Annotated in this window: 17 protein-coding genes; 7 read left to right on the top strand and 10 right to left on the bottom strand. The window is 64.9% G+C overall.

All coding sequences use genetic code 11. The features are described from left to right. Window positions 1–48 precede the first annotated feature (48 nt). Window positions 49–903 (bottom strand): ABC transporter permease, encoded by an 855-nt coding sequence (locus X743_RS139805; protein WP_023769029.1) that lies wholly within the window; start codon window positions 901–903, stop codon window positions 49–51. Beyond that, the gene (locus X743_RS139810; RefSeq protein WP_023769028.1) at window positions 900–1,733 is read right to left on the bottom strand and encodes an ABC transporter ATP-binding protein; all 834 of its coding nucleotides are present in this window, start codon (window positions 1,731–1,733) and stop codon (window positions 900–902) included. Before X743_RS139810 ends, X743_RS139805 begins: the two co-directional genes overlap by 4 nt. Window positions 1,734–2,046: 313 nt before the next feature. Here X743_RS139810 and X743_RS139815 point away from each other — a divergent pair, with 313 nt between their 5' ends. The 3 genes from X743_RS139815 (at window position 2,047) to X743_RS1000000174055 (ending at window position 5,675) form a co-directional block, all read left to right on the top strand. Further along, window positions 2,047–2,991, top strand: a complete 945-nt coding sequence (locus X743_RS139815) for a MurR/RpiR family transcriptional regulator (RefSeq protein ID WP_023769027.1) — start codon at window positions 2,047–2,049, stop codon at window positions 2,989–2,991. Between the two features lie 198 nt (window positions 2,992–3,189). Then, window positions 3,190–4,986 (top strand): NAD(P)/FAD-dependent oxidoreductase, encoded by a 1,797-nt coding sequence (locus X743_RS139820; RefSeq protein WP_023769026.1) that lies wholly within the window; start codon window positions 3,190–3,192, stop codon window positions 4,984–4,986. Between the two features lie 137 nt (window positions 4,987–5,123). Further along, window positions 5,124–5,675, top strand: coding sequence for a CatB-related O-acetyltransferase (locus tag X743_RS1000000174055; RefSeq protein ID WP_023780906.1), 552 nt, complete (start codon window positions 5,124–5,126; stop codon window positions 5,673–5,675). 68 nt (window positions 5,676–5,743) lie between these two features. Here X743_RS1000000174055 and X743_RS139830 read toward each other — a convergent pair whose 3' ends face one another. Both X743_RS139830 and X743_RS139835 read right to left on the bottom strand, forming a co-directional pair. After that, window positions 5,744–6,976, bottom strand: coding sequence for an amidohydrolase/deacetylase family metallohydrolase (locus tag X743_RS139830; protein ID WP_023769024.1), 1,233 nt, complete (start codon window positions 6,974–6,976; stop codon window positions 5,744–5,746). Window positions 6,977–7,003: 27 nt separating this feature from the next. After that, window positions 7,004–7,369 carry a RidA family protein gene (locus X743_RS139835; RefSeq protein WP_023769023.1) on the bottom strand — a complete coding sequence of 122 codons (366 nt, stop codon included), beginning with the start codon at window positions 7,367–7,369 and terminating at the stop codon, window positions 7,004–7,006. Between the two features lie 217 nt (window positions 7,370–7,586). Between X743_RS139835 and X743_RS139840 the strand changes: the two genes are divergently transcribed. Next, window positions 7,587–8,072, top strand: a complete 486-nt coding sequence (locus X743_RS139840) for a hypothetical protein (protein WP_023769022.1) — start codon at window positions 7,587–7,589, stop codon at window positions 8,070–8,072. An 88-nt stretch (window positions 8,073–8,160) separates the two neighbouring features. Here the strand turns inward: X743_RS139840 and X743_RS139845 are convergent, their stop codons facing one another. After that, window positions 8,161–8,796, bottom strand: a complete 636-nt coding sequence (locus X743_RS139845) for an isoprenylcysteine carboxylmethyltransferase family protein (RefSeq protein WP_023769021.1) — start codon at window positions 8,794–8,796, stop codon at window positions 8,161–8,163. Window positions 8,797–9,206: 410 nt separating this feature from the next. On the opposite strand from X743_RS139845, the gene X743_RS139850 reads away from it, so the two are divergent. Together X743_RS139850 and X743_RS139855 are read left to right on the top strand one after the other, a co-directional pair. Further along, window positions 9,207–9,890 carry a winged helix-turn-helix domain-containing protein gene (locus X743_RS139850; RefSeq protein WP_023769019.1) on the top strand — a complete coding sequence of 228 codons (684 nt, stop codon included), beginning with the start codon at window positions 9,207–9,209 and terminating at the stop codon, window positions 9,888–9,890. Further along, the gene (locus X743_RS139855) at window positions 9,887–11,257 is read left to right on the top strand and encodes an ATP-binding protein (protein WP_023769018.1); all 1,371 of its coding nucleotides are present in this window, start codon (window positions 9,887–9,889) and stop codon (window positions 11,255–11,257) included. The genes X743_RS139850 and X743_RS139855 overlap by 4 nt, the downstream gene beginning before the upstream one ends. A 120-nt stretch (window positions 11,258–11,377) precedes the next feature. Here the strand turns inward: X743_RS139855 and X743_RS139860 are convergent, their stop codons facing one another. Next, a complete protein-coding gene (locus tag X743_RS139860; protein ID WP_023769017.1) occupies window positions 11,378–11,806 on the bottom strand; it encodes an Lrp/AsnC family transcriptional regulator in 429 nt (142 codons plus the stop codon). Between the two features lie 123 nt (window positions 11,807–11,929). Between X743_RS139860 and X743_RS139865 the strand changes: the two genes are divergently transcribed. After that, on the top strand, window positions 11,930–13,036 hold the full coding sequence (locus X743_RS139865) for a saccharopine dehydrogenase family protein (RefSeq protein WP_023769016.1): 1,107 nt from the start codon (window positions 11,930–11,932) through the stop codon (window positions 13,034–13,036). 173 nt (window positions 13,037–13,209) lie between these two features. On the opposite strand, the gene lpdA is transcribed toward X743_RS139865, so the two are convergent. The 4 genes from lpdA to X743_RS139885 all read right to left on the bottom strand — a co-directional run bounded on the left by lpdA (window position 13,210) and on the right by X743_RS139885 (window position 18,438). Further along, a complete protein-coding gene (gene lpdA, locus X743_RS139870) occupies window positions 13,210–14,601 on the bottom strand; it encodes a dihydrolipoyl dehydrogenase (RefSeq protein ID WP_023769015.1) in 1,392 nt (463 codons plus the stop codon). A gap of 253 nt (window positions 14,602–14,854) precedes the next feature. Further along, a complete protein-coding gene (locus tag X743_RS139875) occupies window positions 14,855–16,186 on the bottom strand; it encodes a dihydrolipoamide acetyltransferase family protein (RefSeq protein ID WP_023769014.1) in 1,332 nt (443 codons plus the stop codon). Between the two features lies 1 nt (window position 16,187). Continuing rightward, window positions 16,188–17,201: an alpha-ketoacid dehydrogenase subunit beta gene (locus tag X743_RS139880; RefSeq protein ID WP_023769013.1), complete on the bottom strand. Its 1,014-nt coding sequence runs from the start codon at window positions 17,199–17,201 to the stop codon at window positions 16,188–16,190. A 4-nt stretch (window positions 17,202–17,205) separates the two neighbouring features. Further along, window positions 17,206–18,438 carry a 3-methyl-2-oxobutanoate dehydrogenase (2-methylpropanoyl-transferring) subunit alpha gene (locus tag X743_RS139885; RefSeq protein ID WP_023769012.1) on the bottom strand — a complete coding sequence of 411 codons (1,233 nt, stop codon included), beginning with the start codon at window positions 18,436–18,438 and terminating at the stop codon, window positions 17,206–17,208. Window positions 18,439–18,787 lie beyond the last annotated feature (349 nt).

Raw genomic sequence — 18,787 nt, 5'->3', positions numbered from 1 at the left:
TTTGACGTCAGTCCGCCGCCCGCCTCCCGGGCGTCTTGCTTCAGATCCTCATGCCTCCCAGCTCGCCCATTTCTTGCCGATCAGGAAGAACAGCACGTAGATCAGGATACCGAGCGTCGACAGGATCAGCACCACCGCGAAGAACTGCGGCATCTGGATCATCGACGAATAGGTGGTCAGCCGGTTGCCGAGGCCGAAGCCGCCGCCGACCATCTCGGCGCCGACCGCGGTGAGCAGACCGAAGATGGCGCCGATCATCAGGCCGACCAGGATCATCGGCAGCGCCATCGGCGCGCGGATCTTCCAGAAGATCTGCAAGGTGCTGGCGCCATAGGAACGCGCCAGCGCGATCTTGGCGCTGTCGACGCGGCGAAAGCCGGTGGCGGCGTTGATCATCACCATCGGCCCGGCGGCCAGCGCCACCGCGATGATGCGCGGCGTGTAGCCGAAGCCGAAGCGCAGGATGAGCAGCGGCACCAGCGCCAGCATCGGCGTGGTGACCAGCAGCAAAATGTAAGGCGCGACGATTTTTTCCGCGAACGGGAACTGGGTGATGACGGCGGCCAGCACCAGGCCGACGACGGCGCCGAAGGCAAAGCCAGACACCAGCTCGACCAGCGTATAGCCAAGATGCGGCGCGATCAGCGGGAACTCGTCGAACAGCGCATAGGCGATCGAGCTCGGCGGCGGCATGATGTAGAGCGGCACATGGAACAGCCGCAGCGCCAGTTCGATGCCGCCGATGATAATGACCGCGACAGCGACGATCGCCGCCACTTCCTTGCCCGACTTGATGCCGGGACCGCTGGCGAAGGCCGACAAATTGGTCAGGCTGACGTCGTGGCCGTCACCCGACTTGGCGCCCGACTTGGACTTGGAGAACTCCGGGATGGCGTCGCTCACGGCCTGATCCTCACGATCTCGGCGCTGGTGCGCTCCTGTTCCGGCGGCTTCGGCCTGGCGCGCTCGCCGACAATGTCCATCTTGATCCGGTTGGTGAGGTCGAAGACCTCCTTGGTCGCCATGATTTCCAGCGAACGCGGCCGTGGGAACGGCACGCGGTATTCCTTGGCGACCCGTCCCGGCCGTGCGCTCAGCACCACCACCCGGTCCGAGAGAAAAATCGCTTCCTCGATACTGTGGGTGATGAAGACGATGGTGGTCTTGGTGTCGAGCCAGATCTCCTCGACCAGCCGGTTCATCTCCTCGCGGGTAAAGCTGTCGAGCGCGCCGAACGGCTCGTCCATCAAAAGCACCGATGGCTTCAGCGCCAGCGCCCGCACGATCGCGGCGCGCTGCTGCATGCCGCCCGAAAGCTCGCGCGGGAACTTGCCGCCGAAGCCGTCGAGCCCGACCCGGTTGAGCAGATGCGCGATCCACGCCCGGTCAGGCTTCTCGCCCTTGATCTCGAAGGGAAAGCGGATGTTGGCGTCGAGATTGCGCCACGGCAGGAGGTTTGCTTCCTGAAAGACGATGCCGATGTCGGGATGCGGCCCGGTGATCGCTTTGCCGTCGAGCCGGATTTCGCCGCTGGTCAAGCCATGCAGGCCCGACATCGACCACAAAAGCGTGGTCTTGCCGCAGCCGGACGGGCCGACGATCGAGACGATTTCATTGGCGCGGACATCGAGGCTGCAGCGGTCCAGCGCCAGCAGGTCGCCGGACGCCGTGTGATAGATCTTGGTCGCTGCCTGCACGCCAAGCTTCGGCGTTGTTATCTCGCCCGCGTTCATCCGCCCCTCGGAGACTGCGTGATGATCCCAATGGTCATCGGACTGCCGAAAATCAGTCTGTAACTATCCTACTTTGCTGTCAAGCGTCGGCGGTGGTAACCGTATCATCAAAATTCCACGCCAATGCTAGTGCATTGTTTTTGCGAGATTTTCTACATCTTGAATTTCGTGTTGCTTTCCTACATACTTGCCAGGAGGAGCGCGAACATGCCCTTGCGGCACGCAACGGTTGCACCGTGGCCGGGCGCATGGAACGACAGCGTGCAAACATGATAAGAGGTCAGGTCCAAAGGGGCGAAGGAAGACCCACTCCATGACCGAAGCTGCGAGCCACGAAGAGCCTGTTCCAGATAACGACCAGGATGGGCGCGAGCCTGTCAGGCGCATTCCCGACATCATCTCGCTGGTCAAGGATTCCTACAGCGAGTTGCGCCGGGCCGAGCGCCGCGTCGCCGATGTCGTGCTCGACGATGTCAAATACGCGGTAGACGCTTCCAACGCCGCCCTTGCCCAGCGCGCCGGGGTCAGCGAACCGACGGTGACGCGGTTTTGCCGCGCCATCGGCTGCGAGGGCGTGCGCGATTTCAAGCTCAAGCTGGCTCAGAGCCTCGTCGTCGGCGCGCTCTATTTGGCCAAGTCGCCGGCGCCGGGCAGCGGCAACGGCATGCCATTCTGGAATGCCGTGTTCGGCGAGGCGCGCCGGGCGCTGCAGGAGGCCGAGCGGCAGCTCGATCCGGTTGAGCTGGAAAAGGCCGCCGAACTGATCGCCAAGGCGCGTCAGGTCACGGTGTTCGGGCTGGGCGGCAGCTCTTCGGCGCTGGCGCAGGAAACCCAGTACCGGCTGTTTCGCTACGGCATCACGGTCAATGCCCAGTGCGACCCCTATCTGATGCGCATGACCGCCTCGACCTTGAAGCCCGGCGACCTGGTGATCGCGATCTCGGCGACCGGGCGCACGCGCGAGGTGATCGAGGCCGTCGAGCTCGCCAAGCATTACCGCGCCAACGCCATCGGCGTGACCGCGCCCGACACCGAACTCGCGCGCGCCTGCGACGTCAGGCTGACGGTCGCGGTGCCGGAATACCCCGACACGCTGAAGCCGACCGCCTCGCGCTATGCCTTTCTGGCCATGATAGACCTGCTCGCCGTCGCCTCCGCCTACAAGCTCGACGCCTCGGCGCGCGAGACCGTGCGCCGCATCAAGTACAACGCCCAGATCCATCGCACCGGCAAGGAGATGGAGCCGCTGGGAGATTAGGTGCGACTTTCCCTTCTCCCCTTGTGGGAGAAGGTGGATCGGCGCGTAGCGCCGGGACGGTTGAGGGGTGGGTGACGGAGTGCCGTCGGCGCCAAGCTGGAGCACCCCTCATCCGACCTCGCTTCGCGAGGCCACCTTCTCCCACAGGGGGAGAAGGAAAGGCCAAGTTGCGCCAATGGGAAACAAAGAGGAAAAGACATGCTCGAAATAGCACCGACGAAACAGGCAGCCGCATGGCTCGAATCCCTGGCACGCGCGCTCGCGGCCAGTGACGTTTCGGCAGCAAGCAACCTGTTCGTCGACGACTGCTACTGGCGCGATCTGCTGACCTTCACCTGGAACGTCACCACCATGGAAGGCCGCGAAGCGATCGCCGACATGCTCGAGGCAACGCTGGCCACCACGAAGCCGGCGGCATGGCAGCTCACCGGCGAAGCGACCACCGACGAAGGCACGATCGAGGCGTGGTTCAGCTTCGAAACGGCGGTGGCCTGGGGACAGGGCATCGTGCGCCTGCGCGACGGCCGTTGCCGGACCTTGTTCACAGCGATGACCGATCTCAAGGGGTTCGAGGAGCGCAAGGGCGCCGAACGGCCGCTCGGCGTGCGCCACAAGGCCGACCCCGAGCGCGAGACCTGGTCGGAGGCGCGGGCGCGCGAGACGCGCGAGCTCGGCGCATCCGAGCAGCCCTATTGCCTGGTCATCGGCGGCGGCCAGGGCGGCATCATGCTCGGCGCGCGGCTCAGGCAGCTCGGCGTACCCACCATCGTTATCGAGAAGAACGCGCGGCCCGGCGATTCCTGGCGCAACCGCTACCGCACGCTCGTGCTGCACGACCCGGTCTGGTACGACCATCTGCCCTATATTCCGTTCCCGGAGAACTGGCCTGTCTTCACGCCCAAGGACAAGATGGGCGACTGGCTGGAAATGTACACGCGCGTCATGGAGCTCAACTACTGGGTCGCCACCAAATGCCTCAGCGCTTCCTATGACGAGGCCGAAAAAGTCTGGACCGTGGTGGTCGACCGTGTCGGCCGGCAGATCACGCTGAAGCCGAAGCACATCGTCTTCGCCACCGGCGCCTATGGCCCGCCCCGAAAGATCGACCTGGCCGGCGCGGACCGGTTCAAGGGCGAATTGCTGCACTCCAGCCAGTATGCCAGCGGCGAGAAATTCCGCGGCAAAAAGGTTGCGGTCATCGGTGCGGCAAGTTCGGGGCATGATGTCTGCGTCGACCTTTGGGAAACCGGTGCAGATGTCACCATGATCCAGCGCTCGCCGACCACCGTGGTCAAGTCGGACACGCTGATGGAAGTCGGCTTCGAGATCTTCTCGGAAACCGCGCTGGCGCGCGGCATCACCACCGAGAAGGCCGACATGATCGTCGCCTCGACCCCGTTCGCGCTGGTGCCCAAGGGCCAGCGCGCGCTCTACGAAGTGATCAAGGCGCGCGACGCCGCCTTTTACGACCGCTTGCGCGCCGCCGGCTTCGCCCTTGATTTCGGCGACGACGAGACCGGCCTGCTGATGAAGGCCTACCGCACCGGCTCCGGCTATTACATCGATGTCGGCGCCTCGGACCTGATCATCGACGGCAAGATCGGCATCCGCAGTGGCGTCGCCATCAAGTCGCTGACGCCGAACGGCATTCTGTTCGAGGACGGCAGCGAACTCGAGGCCGACGCCATCGTCGCCTGCACCGGCTACCAGTCCATGAACGAGAATGTCGCGGCACTCGTCTCGCGAGAGGTCGCCGACAAGGTCGGTCCCTGCTGGGGCCTCGGCTCCGGCGTCAAGGGCGATCCCGGCCCCTGGCAAGGCGAGCTGCGCAACATGTGGAAGCCGACGGCACAGGAAGCGCTCTGGTTCCACGGCGGCAATCTGGCGCTGTCGCGCTTCTATTCGAAATACGTGGCGCTGCAGATCAAGGCCCGGATGGAGGGTATCGCAACCCCGGTTTATGGAGCGCCTAGCAATTCTTCGCGTCCGAGCTGAACCGAACCGGCGCCCTGGACCAGCACCCTGGATCGAATTCTCTCGCAAAGTCTGAGATGCGAGGAGGATTTCAGCTATAATGGCCGTAACTCGGGGGAGGAACGCGGATGGGGTGGTTAAGAGGGTTACGCATAAGGTTGGGCCTGAAGAAGGATCCGTTGCCACCCCTTCCAGGTGTCGAGATCGGTCGCCACACTTACGGTCTCACGAAGGAATCGTTCTTCGTCCCGCATCGCAACGTGCCGGTGCGAATAGGCTCGTTCTGTTCAGTCGGCCCAGGCGTTCTCTTCATCTGCGCGGCCGGTCACCGCCTCGACACCGCGACCACCTATCCGATCCAGTTTGTGGACGGGAAGATCCACAATGCGCCCGGCACAACCGGCAAGGGGCCAATCACGGTCGGTCACGACGTTTGGATCGGCGCCCGCTGCATTATCCTTGCCGGCGTGACGATCGGCAATGGCGCGGTGATCGGCGCGGGCAGCATCGTCACCAGGGACATTGCGCCCTATGCCATCGCGGTCGGCAATCCGGCTCGCACCATCCGGTACCGATTCGAGCCCGAGGTGATTGACCGCCTGCAGTCACTGAAATGGTGGGACTGGCGAGACGACCTGATCGGTGAACGTGTCGAGCTGTTGACGGCGATGGGTGTCGAGCGTTTCTTGAATGCGCCGGGCATCGCGTAATTACGACCCGGCGTAATGGTATCGGCGGTCAATCAGCCGCTGCACGCAGCGTGGCCTTCGCGGGCGGATCAATCGTGCCGATGCCCGAAATGCCGGGCCGCCACCTCGACATGCGTATGCGCGGCATGCGCCTCGAAACGCTCCGTCTCATCATGGTCGGGCGCCTCGTTCGGCCACCATGTGCCGCCGATGACGATGCCTTCCGACACCAGCCGCTGGTCGGCGACCAATGAGGCGCCGATCGCGTCGACGAAGGTGAAGCGGCCCGGGCGCTGCCGGAGCACGGCGACGTCGCCGACCGTCCCGACAGCCAGCGTGCCGAGGTCCGGCCGTGCGATCGCCCGCCCCGGCCCTTGCGTCGCCGCGCGCAGGACCTCGACCAGCGGAATGCCGAGCGCCATCAGCTTCGACATGCAGACCAGTATGTCGAAGGCCGGACCGTCGACGCAGTAGAGATGCACGTCGCTCGAGATCACGTCGGGCGCCAGCCCCTCGGCGAGCATTGCCCGGGCGACGTCGAAATCGAACGATCCCATGCCGTGGCCGAGATCGAAGATGACGCCGCGCTCGCGCGCCAGCCGCATGTCGGGCCGCACCGCGCCGGAGGCGAAGACCGGCGCGTTGGGAAACGGCCGGAAGCAATGGGTGAGGATGTCGCCCCGGCGCAGGCGCGGCAGCACTTCGGAGCGGCCGGGCGGCGGCTCGTCTATATGCGCCATCAGCGGCAGGCCTGCTTTGTCGGCGGCCTCCAGCGCGAGATCCACCGGGGCGATGCCGCTGGTGCCGCCGGCATGCTTGCCGGAGCGCACCTTGACGCCGACCACGACATCGGCGTGCTCGCGCGCGGCGGCAACCACCTCGCGTGGTTCGCAGAGCCTGAGATCGCCGCATTCGCCGACCGACACCGTCTGCGAGAAGCCGAAAATGCCGGCAAAGGAAATGTTGACATAGGCCAGGATGCGCACCTTCGAGCGCTCCATGACGTGACGGCGGAAGCCAAGGAAATTGCCGGCGCCGGCACTGCCCGCGTCGATGAAGGTCGTGGTCCCGCTCTTGGCCGCGAGCCGGTCGGCATCGACGCCGAGCGAGGTGCCGCCCCAGTAGACGTGGCTGTGCAGGTCGACCAGGCCGGGTGCGACGATGCAGCCCGTCGCGTCGACCACCCGCGCGGCCCGATCAGCCGGAATGTCGGCATCGACCGCCGCGACGCGGCCATTGGCGATGGCGAGGTCGCGTGGCGCGTCGAGGCCAGCCGCCGGATCGATCAGCCGTCCGCCCTTCAGCAGGAGGTCGAATTGCATGGGGAAACCTCCGCTTCGTTGTCTTTGTCAGACCGGCCGGTAGGCGACCGCCTCGACTTCGATCTTGATGTCGATCATCAGCCGCGACTCGACCGTGGTGCGGGCCGGCGGGTCCTTGGGGAAGTGCCTGCCGTAGACCGCGTTGAAGGCGCCGAAGTCGCGCGCGTCCTCGAGCCAGACCGTGGTCTTCACCACATCGTCCATGGTGCAGCCGGCCAGCGCGAGCGCCGCCTTGACGTTGGCAAGCACCTGCTCGGTCTGTTCCGTTATGCCGCCCTTGGCCACGATGCCGTCGCTGCCGACCGGAACCTGGCCCGAGACATAGACGAAGTCACCGGCCCGCACGGCGGGCGACAGCGGCACATGGGACGTTCCAAAAGTCTGCTTGGGCAAGGGGTGACCTCCTGTGATAACGCGACACCGCGCCTTTGGCGCGGTCGCCTTGGCCGAGATTTACCCCGATCGGGACGATCCGGATAGAGGCCTTGTTGGAAAGCAACATTCTTCGAAATCCACGTTGCTTTATTACAGAAGCGCCTGCATCGTGCGTGCGCCGGGCGGCTCCCGAAACCGCCAAGGATCCGTGCCTTCCCGACTGGAGAAACCGACAATGACCTTCGACAAGAACCCGTTTCCACCAGGCGATGCCGACCGCCACGCGCTGTGGGAGATGCTGGTGCGGCGCGACATCGACGCCTTCATCGGCCAGGACTGGCCGATGGTCGAACATGATTTCCTCGCCGAAAGCTTCTTCGGCATGCACGCGCATTTCCTGCCCAACGCCGACGCCTGGCGGCTGCAATTCCCCAGGCTGGAAATCTATCGCGACGAGTGGCTGCGCCAGGCCAGGGAGACGGCGGCCACGGAATTCGCCGAGCCGCTGCGCGAGGCGCTGTTTCGCGTCACCAATCTGCGCGACATCGATGTCGACGGCGACCGCGCCGTGTTGCACAAGAAGTTCGACGGCACCGTCGCCAAGGCGGATGGCAGTGTCGACCGGCTGAAATGGCAGACGCTGTATTTCTGCAGGAAGGTCGCAGGCAGTTGGAAGATCGCGGGCTTCGTCGGCTACATGCCCTATCCGCTGGGCGGCTGAAGCAATTCCAGGAAAAGTGTGAAGCGGTTTTCCGTCCGGAATTGCGTCCGCTCTGAAGCCGCCCTGGAGAGAGGCTGCGGCACAGTGATCAGTAGAGCGTGATGAAAGCCGGGAACAGCAGGCCGGTGTGCCTGAAATACTCGATCAGCTCGATGACCGGGAAGATGGCGAGGAAATAGAGCCCGTCGAAGAATGTGCGCCTGAGCGCCCGGGGCGAGAACTGCAGCTGATCGTCGTCGCGGTAGAGCAGCGGATTTGGCCAGAACCGGGGAGTGGCCTTTATATAGGCGGCATAGGCCGGGCCGAACTTGCCGAGGAGGTATTCGGCCTCCTTGCGCGCCGTGAAACGGAAGATGAGAAAGCTGACCACGCCAAGCGCGACGGCCGCCACCAGCGAGCCGTAGAGCAGCCCGATCCCAACCGCGCCGACGGTCGAGAAGAAATAGAGCGGGTTCTGGCTTATCGAGAACGGTCCGGTCGAAACCAGTTCCTCGTTCTTCTTGCCGCCGACATAGAGGATGCTCCAGAGCCGGCCAGCAACGCAGGCGAGCACCAGGCAGAAGCCGAGAAATTCAAGCGTTTCGTGGCCGTTCGAGCCTTCGCTCAGCGCCGGCTTGGTGAGGAACAGAAGCAGCACCGCGAGCACCGCCGCCGCCCGCACGAAGATCAGCCGCTTGCGCTGGGCGAAGGCCTCCGTGACCGGCTTGAGGGAAGCGTAGCTCATTCGTGTTTTCCTGGGGCGACAGGCCCAGGAGCACTGGGGCACGTCATTGATGGCGGATACAAGGCAGTGGCTTTCTATCAGCGCACCACGCGGCTTTCGTAAAGGCCCTTTGGCTGACCGGCACCCATTCTTACGAAATTGTATGCCGGCGGACAGGCTGGCGTGAACTCGATTGCCTATTGTCGAATGCCGGATCGCTTCCGGCCGGCAATCATCGACCTTGGGATTTCGGCCGTGCTCCGCCCCACCGCACCGAAACACAACAGGGTCTCCGACTTCGTTTCATCCTCTCGCTCGGCACTGCCGCCCGCGGTCTTGCTGCCGAGGCATTCCGAACGCGTGACCATCCTAGGAACGGACCCATGCCGGTGATAGCCTCTCCCCGATATCGGCAATCAACCGGACCAGCCATGCGACTTCTGCTTGTCGAGGACGACCACAGGACGGCCGACTACATCGTCAGGGGGCTGACCGAGGCCGGGCATGTCTGCGACCTGCTGCGCAACGGCCACGACGCGCTGTTCGCGGCGACCAGCGGCAACTATGATGTGATCGTGGCCGACCGGATGATCCCCGGTCTCGACGGCCTGTCCCTGGTCAAGGCGGTCCGCGCGGCGGGCGTGCGCACGCCGGCGATCTTCCTCACCTCGATCGGCGGCATCGACGACCGCGTCGAAGGCCTGGAAGCCGGCGGCGACGACTATCTGGTCAAGCCCTTCGCCTTTTCCGAGCTGCTCGCCCGCATCAACGCGCTCGGACGCCGCCCGGCGGCTCAGGAACAGAAGACGGTTCTGCGGGTCGCCGACCTCGAAATGGACCTGATCATGCGGCGCGTCGTCAGGCAGGGCCAGCCGATCGACCTGCAGCCGCGCGAATTCAGCCTGCTGGAGGTGCTGATGCGCGGCGAGGGCCGCGTCATCACCCGCACCATGCTTCTGGAGCGCGTCTGGGATTTTCATTTCGACCCCAGGACCAGCGTCGTCGAGACCCATATCAGCCGGCTGCGAGCCAAGATCGACAAGCCGTTCGAGACCCAGCTCATCCACACCGTCCGCAACACTGGCTACAGCCTGCACGCATCGCCTTCGCCATGACCGCAACATGGGTCCGCCTGCTGCGCAGCACGCCGTTCCGGCTTGCGCTGACATTCGCCTTCCTGTTCATGCTGGCCTTCGTGCTGGCGGGCGCCATCGTCTACCAGATGATGAGCGCCGATCTCGCCGAGCAGCTCGACGACACCATCCGGGAGACCTATTCGGTCATCGCCGCGACCTATGCCGACAAGGATCTCAAGGAGCTGGTGGAGACCGTCGAAAGCCACTCCGCGCGCAGCCTGAAGAAAGAACAGCTGTTTTCACTTACCGACGCGGCCGGCAACCGACTGGCCGGCAACTTCACCGCGGCGGGACTTCCCGACGGGTTCTCGGCCTTCGACGCCGTATTGCCCGGCGTACCGCCGGACACCGAATATCGCGCCTTTTCCGGCGCGGTTGGCGGCAACACCCTGACGGTTGCCTTCAGCCTTTCCGAGACGGAGGAACTGGAGACGATCATGCTGATGAGCTTCGGCTGGGCCACCCTGATTATCACCGGCCTGGCGGTGGCTGGCGGCGCCCTGCTCGCCTCGCGCGTCCAACGCCGTCTCGACGGCATTGCCGCCACCATGGTCGATGTTTCGCATGGCCGGCTGGACACCCGCATTCCGCTGACCGGCAAGGGCGACGACATCGATCTCGTCTCCATCCAGGTCAATGCGGCGCTCGACCGGTTGTCGGGCCTGGTCGAAGGCATGAAGCAGGTCAGCGCCAACATCGCGCACGATTTGAAGACGCCGCTCAACCGGCTGCAGATGATCCTGGAGAGCGCGGCCGACAGAGCCGGGCAGGACCAGGACGTTTCCGGCGATCTGGCGGACGCGCGCACCGAGGGCCATCAGATCAACGAGACCTTCGACGCGCTGTTGCGGATCGCCCAGATCGAGGCTGGCGCGCGCAAGGCGCGCTTCACCGATGTCGATCTCGGCGAGATCCTGGAAACCATCGCCGAGATCTATGCCGACGTCGCCGACGATGACGGCAAGTCGCTGTCATTGGTGCAGCCGCGGGAGGTGGCGGACCGCATCCATGGCGATCGCGAGCTGCTGACGCAGATGTTCGCCAACCTGGTCGAAAACGCGCTGCGCCATTGCCCGCCGGGCACGACGATCAAGCTGTCGGTGGCGCGCCAGGGCGGACATGTCGTCGGCAGGGTCGCCGACAATGGACCAGGCATTCCGACCGAGGAGCGTGAAAAAGTGTTCCAGCGGCTCTACCGCTTGGACCACAGCCGCTCGACGCCAGGCAGCGGCCTCGGTCTCAGCCTGGTCAGGGCAATCGCCGACCTGCATGGGGCATCGATAGCACTGGAGGATTGTCGGCCTGGGCTGGCGGTGGTGGTGAGCTTTCCCATCGCAATGGATTAGCCGGCGAAGTCGCAGCCGATCTCCCCCCTTGCGGGGGAGATGCCTGGCAAGGCAGAGGGGGGNCCCCCTCTGGCCTGCCGGCCATCTCCCCCGCAAGGGGGGAGATTGGCTGTATCGCCCTCACCGCTCTATCCTTGTCGACAGGATGATCGACGACGAGGTCCGCTCGACGCCGTCCATGGCGCCGATCTGGTCGAGCAGCGCGTCGAGGTCGCGGATCGACGGCGCGTCGACTATGACGATCATGTCGAAATTGCCGCTGACGGAATGCAGCGTCCTGACCGGCGGCAGTGCCTGCAGGGCGCGCACCACCTTGTCGGCGAGCTTCGGCGTCACGGTGAGCAGCACATGCGCCTTGACCAGCCCCTGCTCATAGTCGGCGGAGAGCTTGACGCCGTAGCCGGCGATGATGCCGCGCTGCTCCAGCCGCTCGATCCGGCTCTGCACAGTGGTGCGCGATACGCCGAGCTGGCGCGCCAGTTCGGCGGTCGAGGCGCGTGCGTTGGCACGCAGCAGGGAAAGCAGGGCTTGTTCGGCTTCACTGAGCATTTCGACGAATCCCTTCGGCAATTCAGCTAAAGATAGGTTTCACTCTGCCAGATTCCACGCTTCCTTTCGACAGGCAAGCTGCGATTCTATTCCCACAATCAGCTTTGGTTCGAGGGATCAGTCATGAAGAAAATCATCGTCGTCGGCGCCGGCAAGATCGGCTCGACCATTGCCGAGATGCTTGCCGCTACGGGCGACGACTACCACGTCACGCTCGTCGACCGCTCGGCGGCGCAGCTCGCCGCGGCCGAAGTGCCCGATGGCGTCGAGACGCTCGAACTCGACATCGCTGCAACAGGCACGCTCGAAGCAGCGCTCGCCGGCAAGTTCGCGGTGCTGAGCGCGGCACCCTTCCATCTCACCACGCGCATCGCCGAAGCGGCGGCCAGCGCCGGCGTGCACTATCTCGACCTGACCGAGGACGTCGTCTCGACCCGCCGCGTCAAGGAGCTGGCGCGCTCGGGCAAGAGCGCCTTCATTCCCCAATGCGGCCTGGCGCCGGGCTTCATTTCGATCGTCGCCAACGATCTTGCCAGCCGCTTCGACACGCTGGAAAGCGTGCGCATGCGCGTCGGCGCGCTGCCGCAATACCCGTCCAACGCGCTGAACTACAATCTGACCTGGAGCACCGACGGCGTCATCAACGAATATTGCGAGCCGTGCGAGGCGATCGTCGAGGGCGATCTGGTCGAAGTGCCGCCGCTGGAGGAGCGCGAGGAGTTCTCGCTCGACGGCGTCACCTACGAGGCGTTCAACACCTCGGGCGGGCTCGGCACGCTGGCCGAGACGCTGAAGGGCAAGGTGCGCACGCTGAACTACCGCACGATCCGCTACCCCGGCCACGCCGCGATCATGAAGGCGCTGCTCAACGACCTTGGGCTCCGCCATCGCCGCGAGGTGCTGAAGGACATTTTCGAGAGCGCCCTGCCGGCGACGCTGCAGGACGTGGTCATCGTCTTCGTCACCGTCTCCGGCCGCAAGAACGGCCGCCTGCTGCAGGAAACCTACGCCAACAAGATCTATTCGAAGCGGGTCGGCAGCGTGGTGCGCAGCGCCATCCAGATCACCACCGCGTCCGGCATCTGCGCCGTGCTCGACATGCTGGCCGACGGCAGCCTGCCGGCAACCGGCTTCGTCAAGCAGGAAGAGATCGCGTTGGACGCATTTCTAGCCAACCGCTTCGGCCGTGCCTACGCCCAGCACGAGATGGTGAGCCGGCTAGCGAGCTGAGGTGGCGCATCTCTTCCTTCCCCCCTTGCGGGGGAAGGTGGATCGGCGCGCAGCGCCGAGACGGATGAGGGGTGCTCCAGGGAAACTCCACGTCTCACTCCGCTGGAGCACCCCTCATCCGTCGCCTTCGGCGACACCTTCTCCCACAAGGGGAGAAGGGAAAAACACCGCCCTCAAATATGCAGCGCGTGGCCCAGCGCCTTGAGCGCTGCTTCCTGGAATCCCTCACCCTGCGTCGGATGCGCATGGATCGTCCCGGCGATGTCCTCCAGCCGCGCGCCCATCTCGAGTGCCAGCCCGAACGCCGCCGACAGTTCCGACACGCCTTGCCCGACCGCCTGAATGCCGAGCACCAGATGATTGTCGGCGCGGGCGACGACGCGAACGAACCCATCCTCGCCCATCTTCGTCATCGCCCGCCCATTGGCGGCGAACGGGAACAGGCCGATCTTGATCTCGCCGCCGAGCGCCTTCGCCTCTTCCGGTGACAGGCCCGCCGTCACCAGCTCCGGATCGGTGAAGCAGACGGCGGGGATCGAGCGCTTGTCCCAGCTGCGTTTGTGGCCGGCGACGATCTCGGCGACCATTTCGCCTTGCGCCATCGCCCGGTGCGCCAGCATCGGCTCGCCGCTGACGTCGCCGATGGCGAAGATGCCGCGCATCGAGCTGCGGCAATGGTCGTCGATGCGGATGAATTTCCCGGCCATGTCGAGGTCGATCTGGTCGAGCCCCCAGCCTTCGGTCACTGGCTTGCGGCCGACCGTGACCAGGATCTTGTCGGCGGCAATTTTGGCGCTCTTGCCGTCCGCGGTCTCCACCAGCAGCGCATCGCCTTTGACGCCCTTGGCCTTGGCGCCCAGCATCACTTCGACGCCGAGCTGGGCGAGCCGTTTCACGACAGGCCGGGTGAGTTCGGCATCATACTGCGCCAGCACGCGCGGCAAGGCCTCGACCACGGTCACCGCCGTGCCCATCTTGGCAAAGGCCATGCCGAGTTCCAGCCCGATATATCCGCCGCCGACCACCGCGAGCTTCTTCGGCACCTCGCTCAAAGCCAGCGCTTCGGTCGATGAAATCACCGGTCCGCCGAAAGGCAGGAACGGCAATTCGACCGGCGCTGAGCCCGTCGCGATGACGATCGCCTCGGCGCGGATAACCTGTACGCCGGTCTCGGTCTCGACCGCGACGGTCTTGCCGTCACGGAATGTCGCCCAGCCATGCACGGTCTTCACGCCGGCCTTCTTGAGCAGGCCGGCAACGCCGCTGTTGAGCCGGCTGACGATGCCGTCCTTCCAGGCGACGGTTTTGCCGAGGTCAAGCGTGGGTGCGGCGACCGAAATGCCGAGCGGGCTCTTGCCGCCGGCCATGTGCGACACCTTCTCGAACTCTTCCGCCGCATGGATCAACGCCTTCGACGGAATACAGCCGACATTGAGACAGGTGCCGCCCGGCTTGCCGGCCTCGACGATCACCGTATCGACGCCAAGCTGCCCGGCGCGGATAGCGCAGACATAACCGCCCGGACCGGCGCCGATGACAAGCAGCTTGCAGGAGATTTCTTTCATCTTGGCTGTCCTTTCGGCGAACGCCACGGCGCGCCTTCCCTTCTCCCCTTGTGGGAGAAGGTGGATCGGCGCTTTAGCGCCGAGACGGATGAGGGGTGCTCCAGCGGAGTGAGGCGTTGGCGTTTCAGCGGAATGAGACGTCTGCGTTCCCTGGAACACCCCTCATCCGTCGCCTTCGGCGCCACCTTCTCCCACAAGGGGAGAAGGGGGAGCCTGGATCCCGACGCTTCGTGCTTCGCGATCAACATCCCCCTCAATCCACGAAGATCAGCGCCGGCGTTTCCAGCAGCGCCTTTATCCGCTGGATGAATACCGCCGCGTCCCAGCCGTCGATCACCCGATGGTCGAAGCTCGACGACAGGTTCATCATCTTGCGCGGGATGAACTGGGTGCCGTCCCACACCGGCCGCACCATCATCTTGTTGACGCCGATGATCGCCACTTCGGGATGGTTGATGACCGGCGTCGTCACGACGCCGCCCATGGCGCCCAATGAGGTGATGGTGATGGTCGAGCCGGACAGCTCGTCGCGGCTCGCAGTACCCGACTTGGCCGCTTCGGCAAGCCTGAAGACCTCGGCGCCGCAGTCCCAGATGTCGCGCGCCTCGGCATGTTTGACCACCGGCACCACCAGGCCCGACGGGGTCTGCGCGGCGATGCCGATATGGATGCCGCCATGCTGGTGGATGATGCCGGCCTCGTCGTCGAACAGCGAATTGAGCTGGGGCTGCTCCGATATTGCCTTGACCATCGCCCGCATCAGGAACGGCAACAGCGTCAGCTTGGGCCTCACCGCATCTCCCTTGGCGGAGCGCTTCTCCTTGTTGAGCGCGGCGCGCAATTCCTCCAGCGCGGTGACGTCGATCTCCTCGACATAGGTGATGTGGGGGATGCGCGACTTGGACAGCGACATCTTCTCGGCGATCTTGCGCCTCAAGCCCACCACCTTGATGTCCTCGACCGCGTCGTTGCGGGAGAGGCCCGATGCCTTGGCGACCTGCGGCCCGCGCGTCAGGAACGCCTCGATGTCCTCATGGCCGATGCGGCCGGCCGGGCCTGTTCCCACGACCTGCCTGAGATCGATGCCGGCCTCTTTCGCGCGCAGGCGAACAGCTGGCGATGCCAACGGCTTTTCACCCTCCGGACGCGGCGCGCCGGAGACGGAAGCCCTTGCTGAACTTTTCGAAGCGGCCGCGGCGGGTTTCGCCTCCGGAACACTGGCCTTCGACTGAGCTTTCGTGGTCGGCGCGGCGCTCTCGGGCTTCGGCGTCGGAAGCTTTGCCGGAGGCTCGGCGGCCACCGGCTCGACGTTGGCGCCGCCCTGCGGCTTTACGTTCCCCTCGCCTGCCACTTGCAGCCGCACGATTGGTGAACCGATCGCCACCGTGTCGCCGATCTGGGCGCCCAGCCACAGGATCTCGCCATCGACGGGCGACGGAATCTCGACCGTCGCCTTGTCGGTCATGACGGCGGCGAGCACGGTGTCCTCGCGCACGATGTCACCGACCTTGACGTGCCATTCGACAAGTTCGGCCTCGGCGACGCCCTCGCCGACATCGGGCAGCTTGATGATGTGTTCGCCCATCCTAAGCTCCCATCGTTTCAAGTAGAGCGCGGCCGACCCGCGCCGGTCCAGGGAAATAGTCCCACTCCTGCGCATGCGGATAGGGCGTGTCCCAACCGGCGACGCGGGCCACCGGCGCTTCCAGATGATAGAAGCAGTTTTCCTGCACCAGCGCCGACAGCTCGGCGCCGAAGCCGGAGGTCAGCGTCGCTTCATGCACGATGACGCAGCGCCCGGTCTTCTTGACCGAGGCCACGATCGTGTCGAGGTCGAGCGGCAAGAGCGTCCTCAGGTCGATGATTTCGGCATCGATGCCGGTCTCCTCGGCCGCCGCCTGCGCGACATAGACCATGGTGCCGTAGGCGAGCACCGTGACCGCCGAGCCCGCCCTGCGGATCGCCGCCTTGCCGAGCGGCACGGTGTAATGGCCGTCGGCGACCTCGCCGAGCTCATGCTTCGACCACGGCGTCACCGGCCGGTCGTGATGGCCGTCGAAGGGGCCGTTGTAGAGCCGCTTCGGTTCGAGGAAGATCACCGGATCGGGATCCTCGATCGCCGCGATCAGCAGCCCCTTGGCGTCATGCGGGTTGGACGGGACCACCGTCTTCAGGCCGGACACATGGGTGAACAGCGCTTCCGGACTCTGGCTGTGCGTCTGGCCGCCGAAAATGCCGCCGCCGGTCGGCATGCGCACCACGATCGGACAGGTGAAGTCGCCATTCGAGCGATAGCGCAGCCTGGCTGCTTCCTGGGTCAACTGGTCGTAGGCCGGATACATGTAGTCGGCAAACTGTATTTCCACGCATGGCTTAAGCCCATACGCTGCCATGCCGATGGCCGAGCCGACAATGCCGGATTCGTTGATCGGCGCGTCGAAGCAGCGGCTCTTGCCGTATTTGGCCTGCAGGCCCTGCGTACACCGGAAGACGCCGCCGAAGAAGCCGACGTCCTCGCCGAACACGACGACCTTGTCGTCGCGCCCCATCGACACATCCATGGCATCACGGATCGCCTCGATCATGGTCCGCCTTGGCATGGCTTCAGACTCCCGCCTGCTGGCGCTGGCGCCGGAGATGCGGCGGCATTTCGGCGTAGAGCCCCTCGAACATGTCCCGCGTCGACGGCTTGCCCCCGGCATGCAGCGTGCCGTGGCTTTCGGCCTCCTTCTGCGCCGCGATCACCGTGTCGAGGATTTCAGCCTCTGCCTGCGCGTGCCGTTCGTTCGACCAGACACCGAGCCGGATCAGGTGGTTCTTCAGCCGCATGATCGGGTCGCCGAGCGGCCACGCGTCGGATTCGGTCTTCGGCCTATAGGCGGAAGGATCGTCCGAGCTCGAATGGGCTCCGGCGCGGTAGGTGACATATTCGACCAGCGTCGGCCCAAGATTGCCGCGCGCGCGCTCCGCCGCCCATTTGGCCACGGCATGGACGGCGAGATAGTCGTTGCCGTCGACGCGCAGTGACGGGATGCCGAAGCCGAGGCCACGTGCGGCAAAGGTGCCCGAGCCGCCACGCGCAATGCCCTGGAAGGTCGAGATCGCCCACTGGTTGTTGACCACATTGAGCACGACCGGCGCCTTGTAGGTGGAGGCGAACACCAGTGCGGAGTGGAAGTCGGACTCCGCCGTCGAGCCGTCGCCGATCCAGGCAGCGGCGATCTTGGAATCGTTCGAGATCGCCGAAGCCATCGCCCAGCCGACCGCCTGGATATACTGCGTCGCCAGATTGCCGGAGATCGAGAAGAAGCCGTGCTCCTTCGAGGAATACATGATCGGCAATTGCCGGCCCTTCAGCGGATCGGCCTCGTTGGAATAGATCTGGTTCATCATCGTGACCATCGGATAGCCGTCGGCGATGAGCAGGCCGGCCTGCCGGTAGGTCGGGAAGTTCATGTCGCCCGGCGATAGCGCCTTGCGGAAGGCGCAGCTCACGGCCTCTTCGCCGAGATGCTGCATGTAGAAGGACGTCTTGCCCTGCCGCTGCGCCATCTGCATGCGCGCGTCGAATGTCCTGAGCGTCATCATGTGACGCAGGCCCTCCAGCAGCTCCTCGTCGGTGAGCAGCCCGGCCCACGGCCCGACCGCCTCGCCATCGCGGTTCAGCACGCGGATGATCGAGAAGGCCATGTCGCGGATGCTGCGCGGATCGACGTCGATATCGGGGCGCGGCACCGAACCGGCCGATGCAATGGTCACATTGGAGAAATCAGGCGTGCCGCCCGGCCGCACTTCCGGCTCGGGAACATGGAACCGCAACATCCCAGCATCGGTCATGACCTTTGTCCTCCAATGTTGCCTAGTGCCGATATTTGCACATCCGCGCCGCCAGACCAGTGCGAATTCGCTTGGGCAGGCCTCGGACCCGACATCGCCGGCCGCCGCAGCCTCCCGGTGCACCAAGATGCAGATATGTCCGCGAAATTTCTTGTCGATGTTGGGCGGCGGTGCGCAATTTGGCGCAAGCTTGGGCGGGGTTTGTCGGAAGATAAGGCGATTGGCTGGCAAGCTCGCGCGGTCTCCCCTTCTCCCCTTGTGGCTAGCGTGGGCACACATTTGCTTCGGGCTCATTTTTGTGAGGCGAGAACGAAGCCGTCTACGATGGCGTTGAAGCGTCTGAGGCCGT

The sequence above is a fragment of the Mesorhizobium sp. LNHC232B00 genome (assembly GCF_000502435.1).
Classification (GTDB): domain Bacteria; phylum Pseudomonadota; class Alphaproteobacteria; order Rhizobiales; family Rhizobiaceae; genus Mesorhizobium; species Mesorhizobium opportunistum.
The sequence above is the reverse complement of the archived record's forward strand: the minus strand, read 5'-3'. Positions and strand labels throughout refer to the sequence as shown.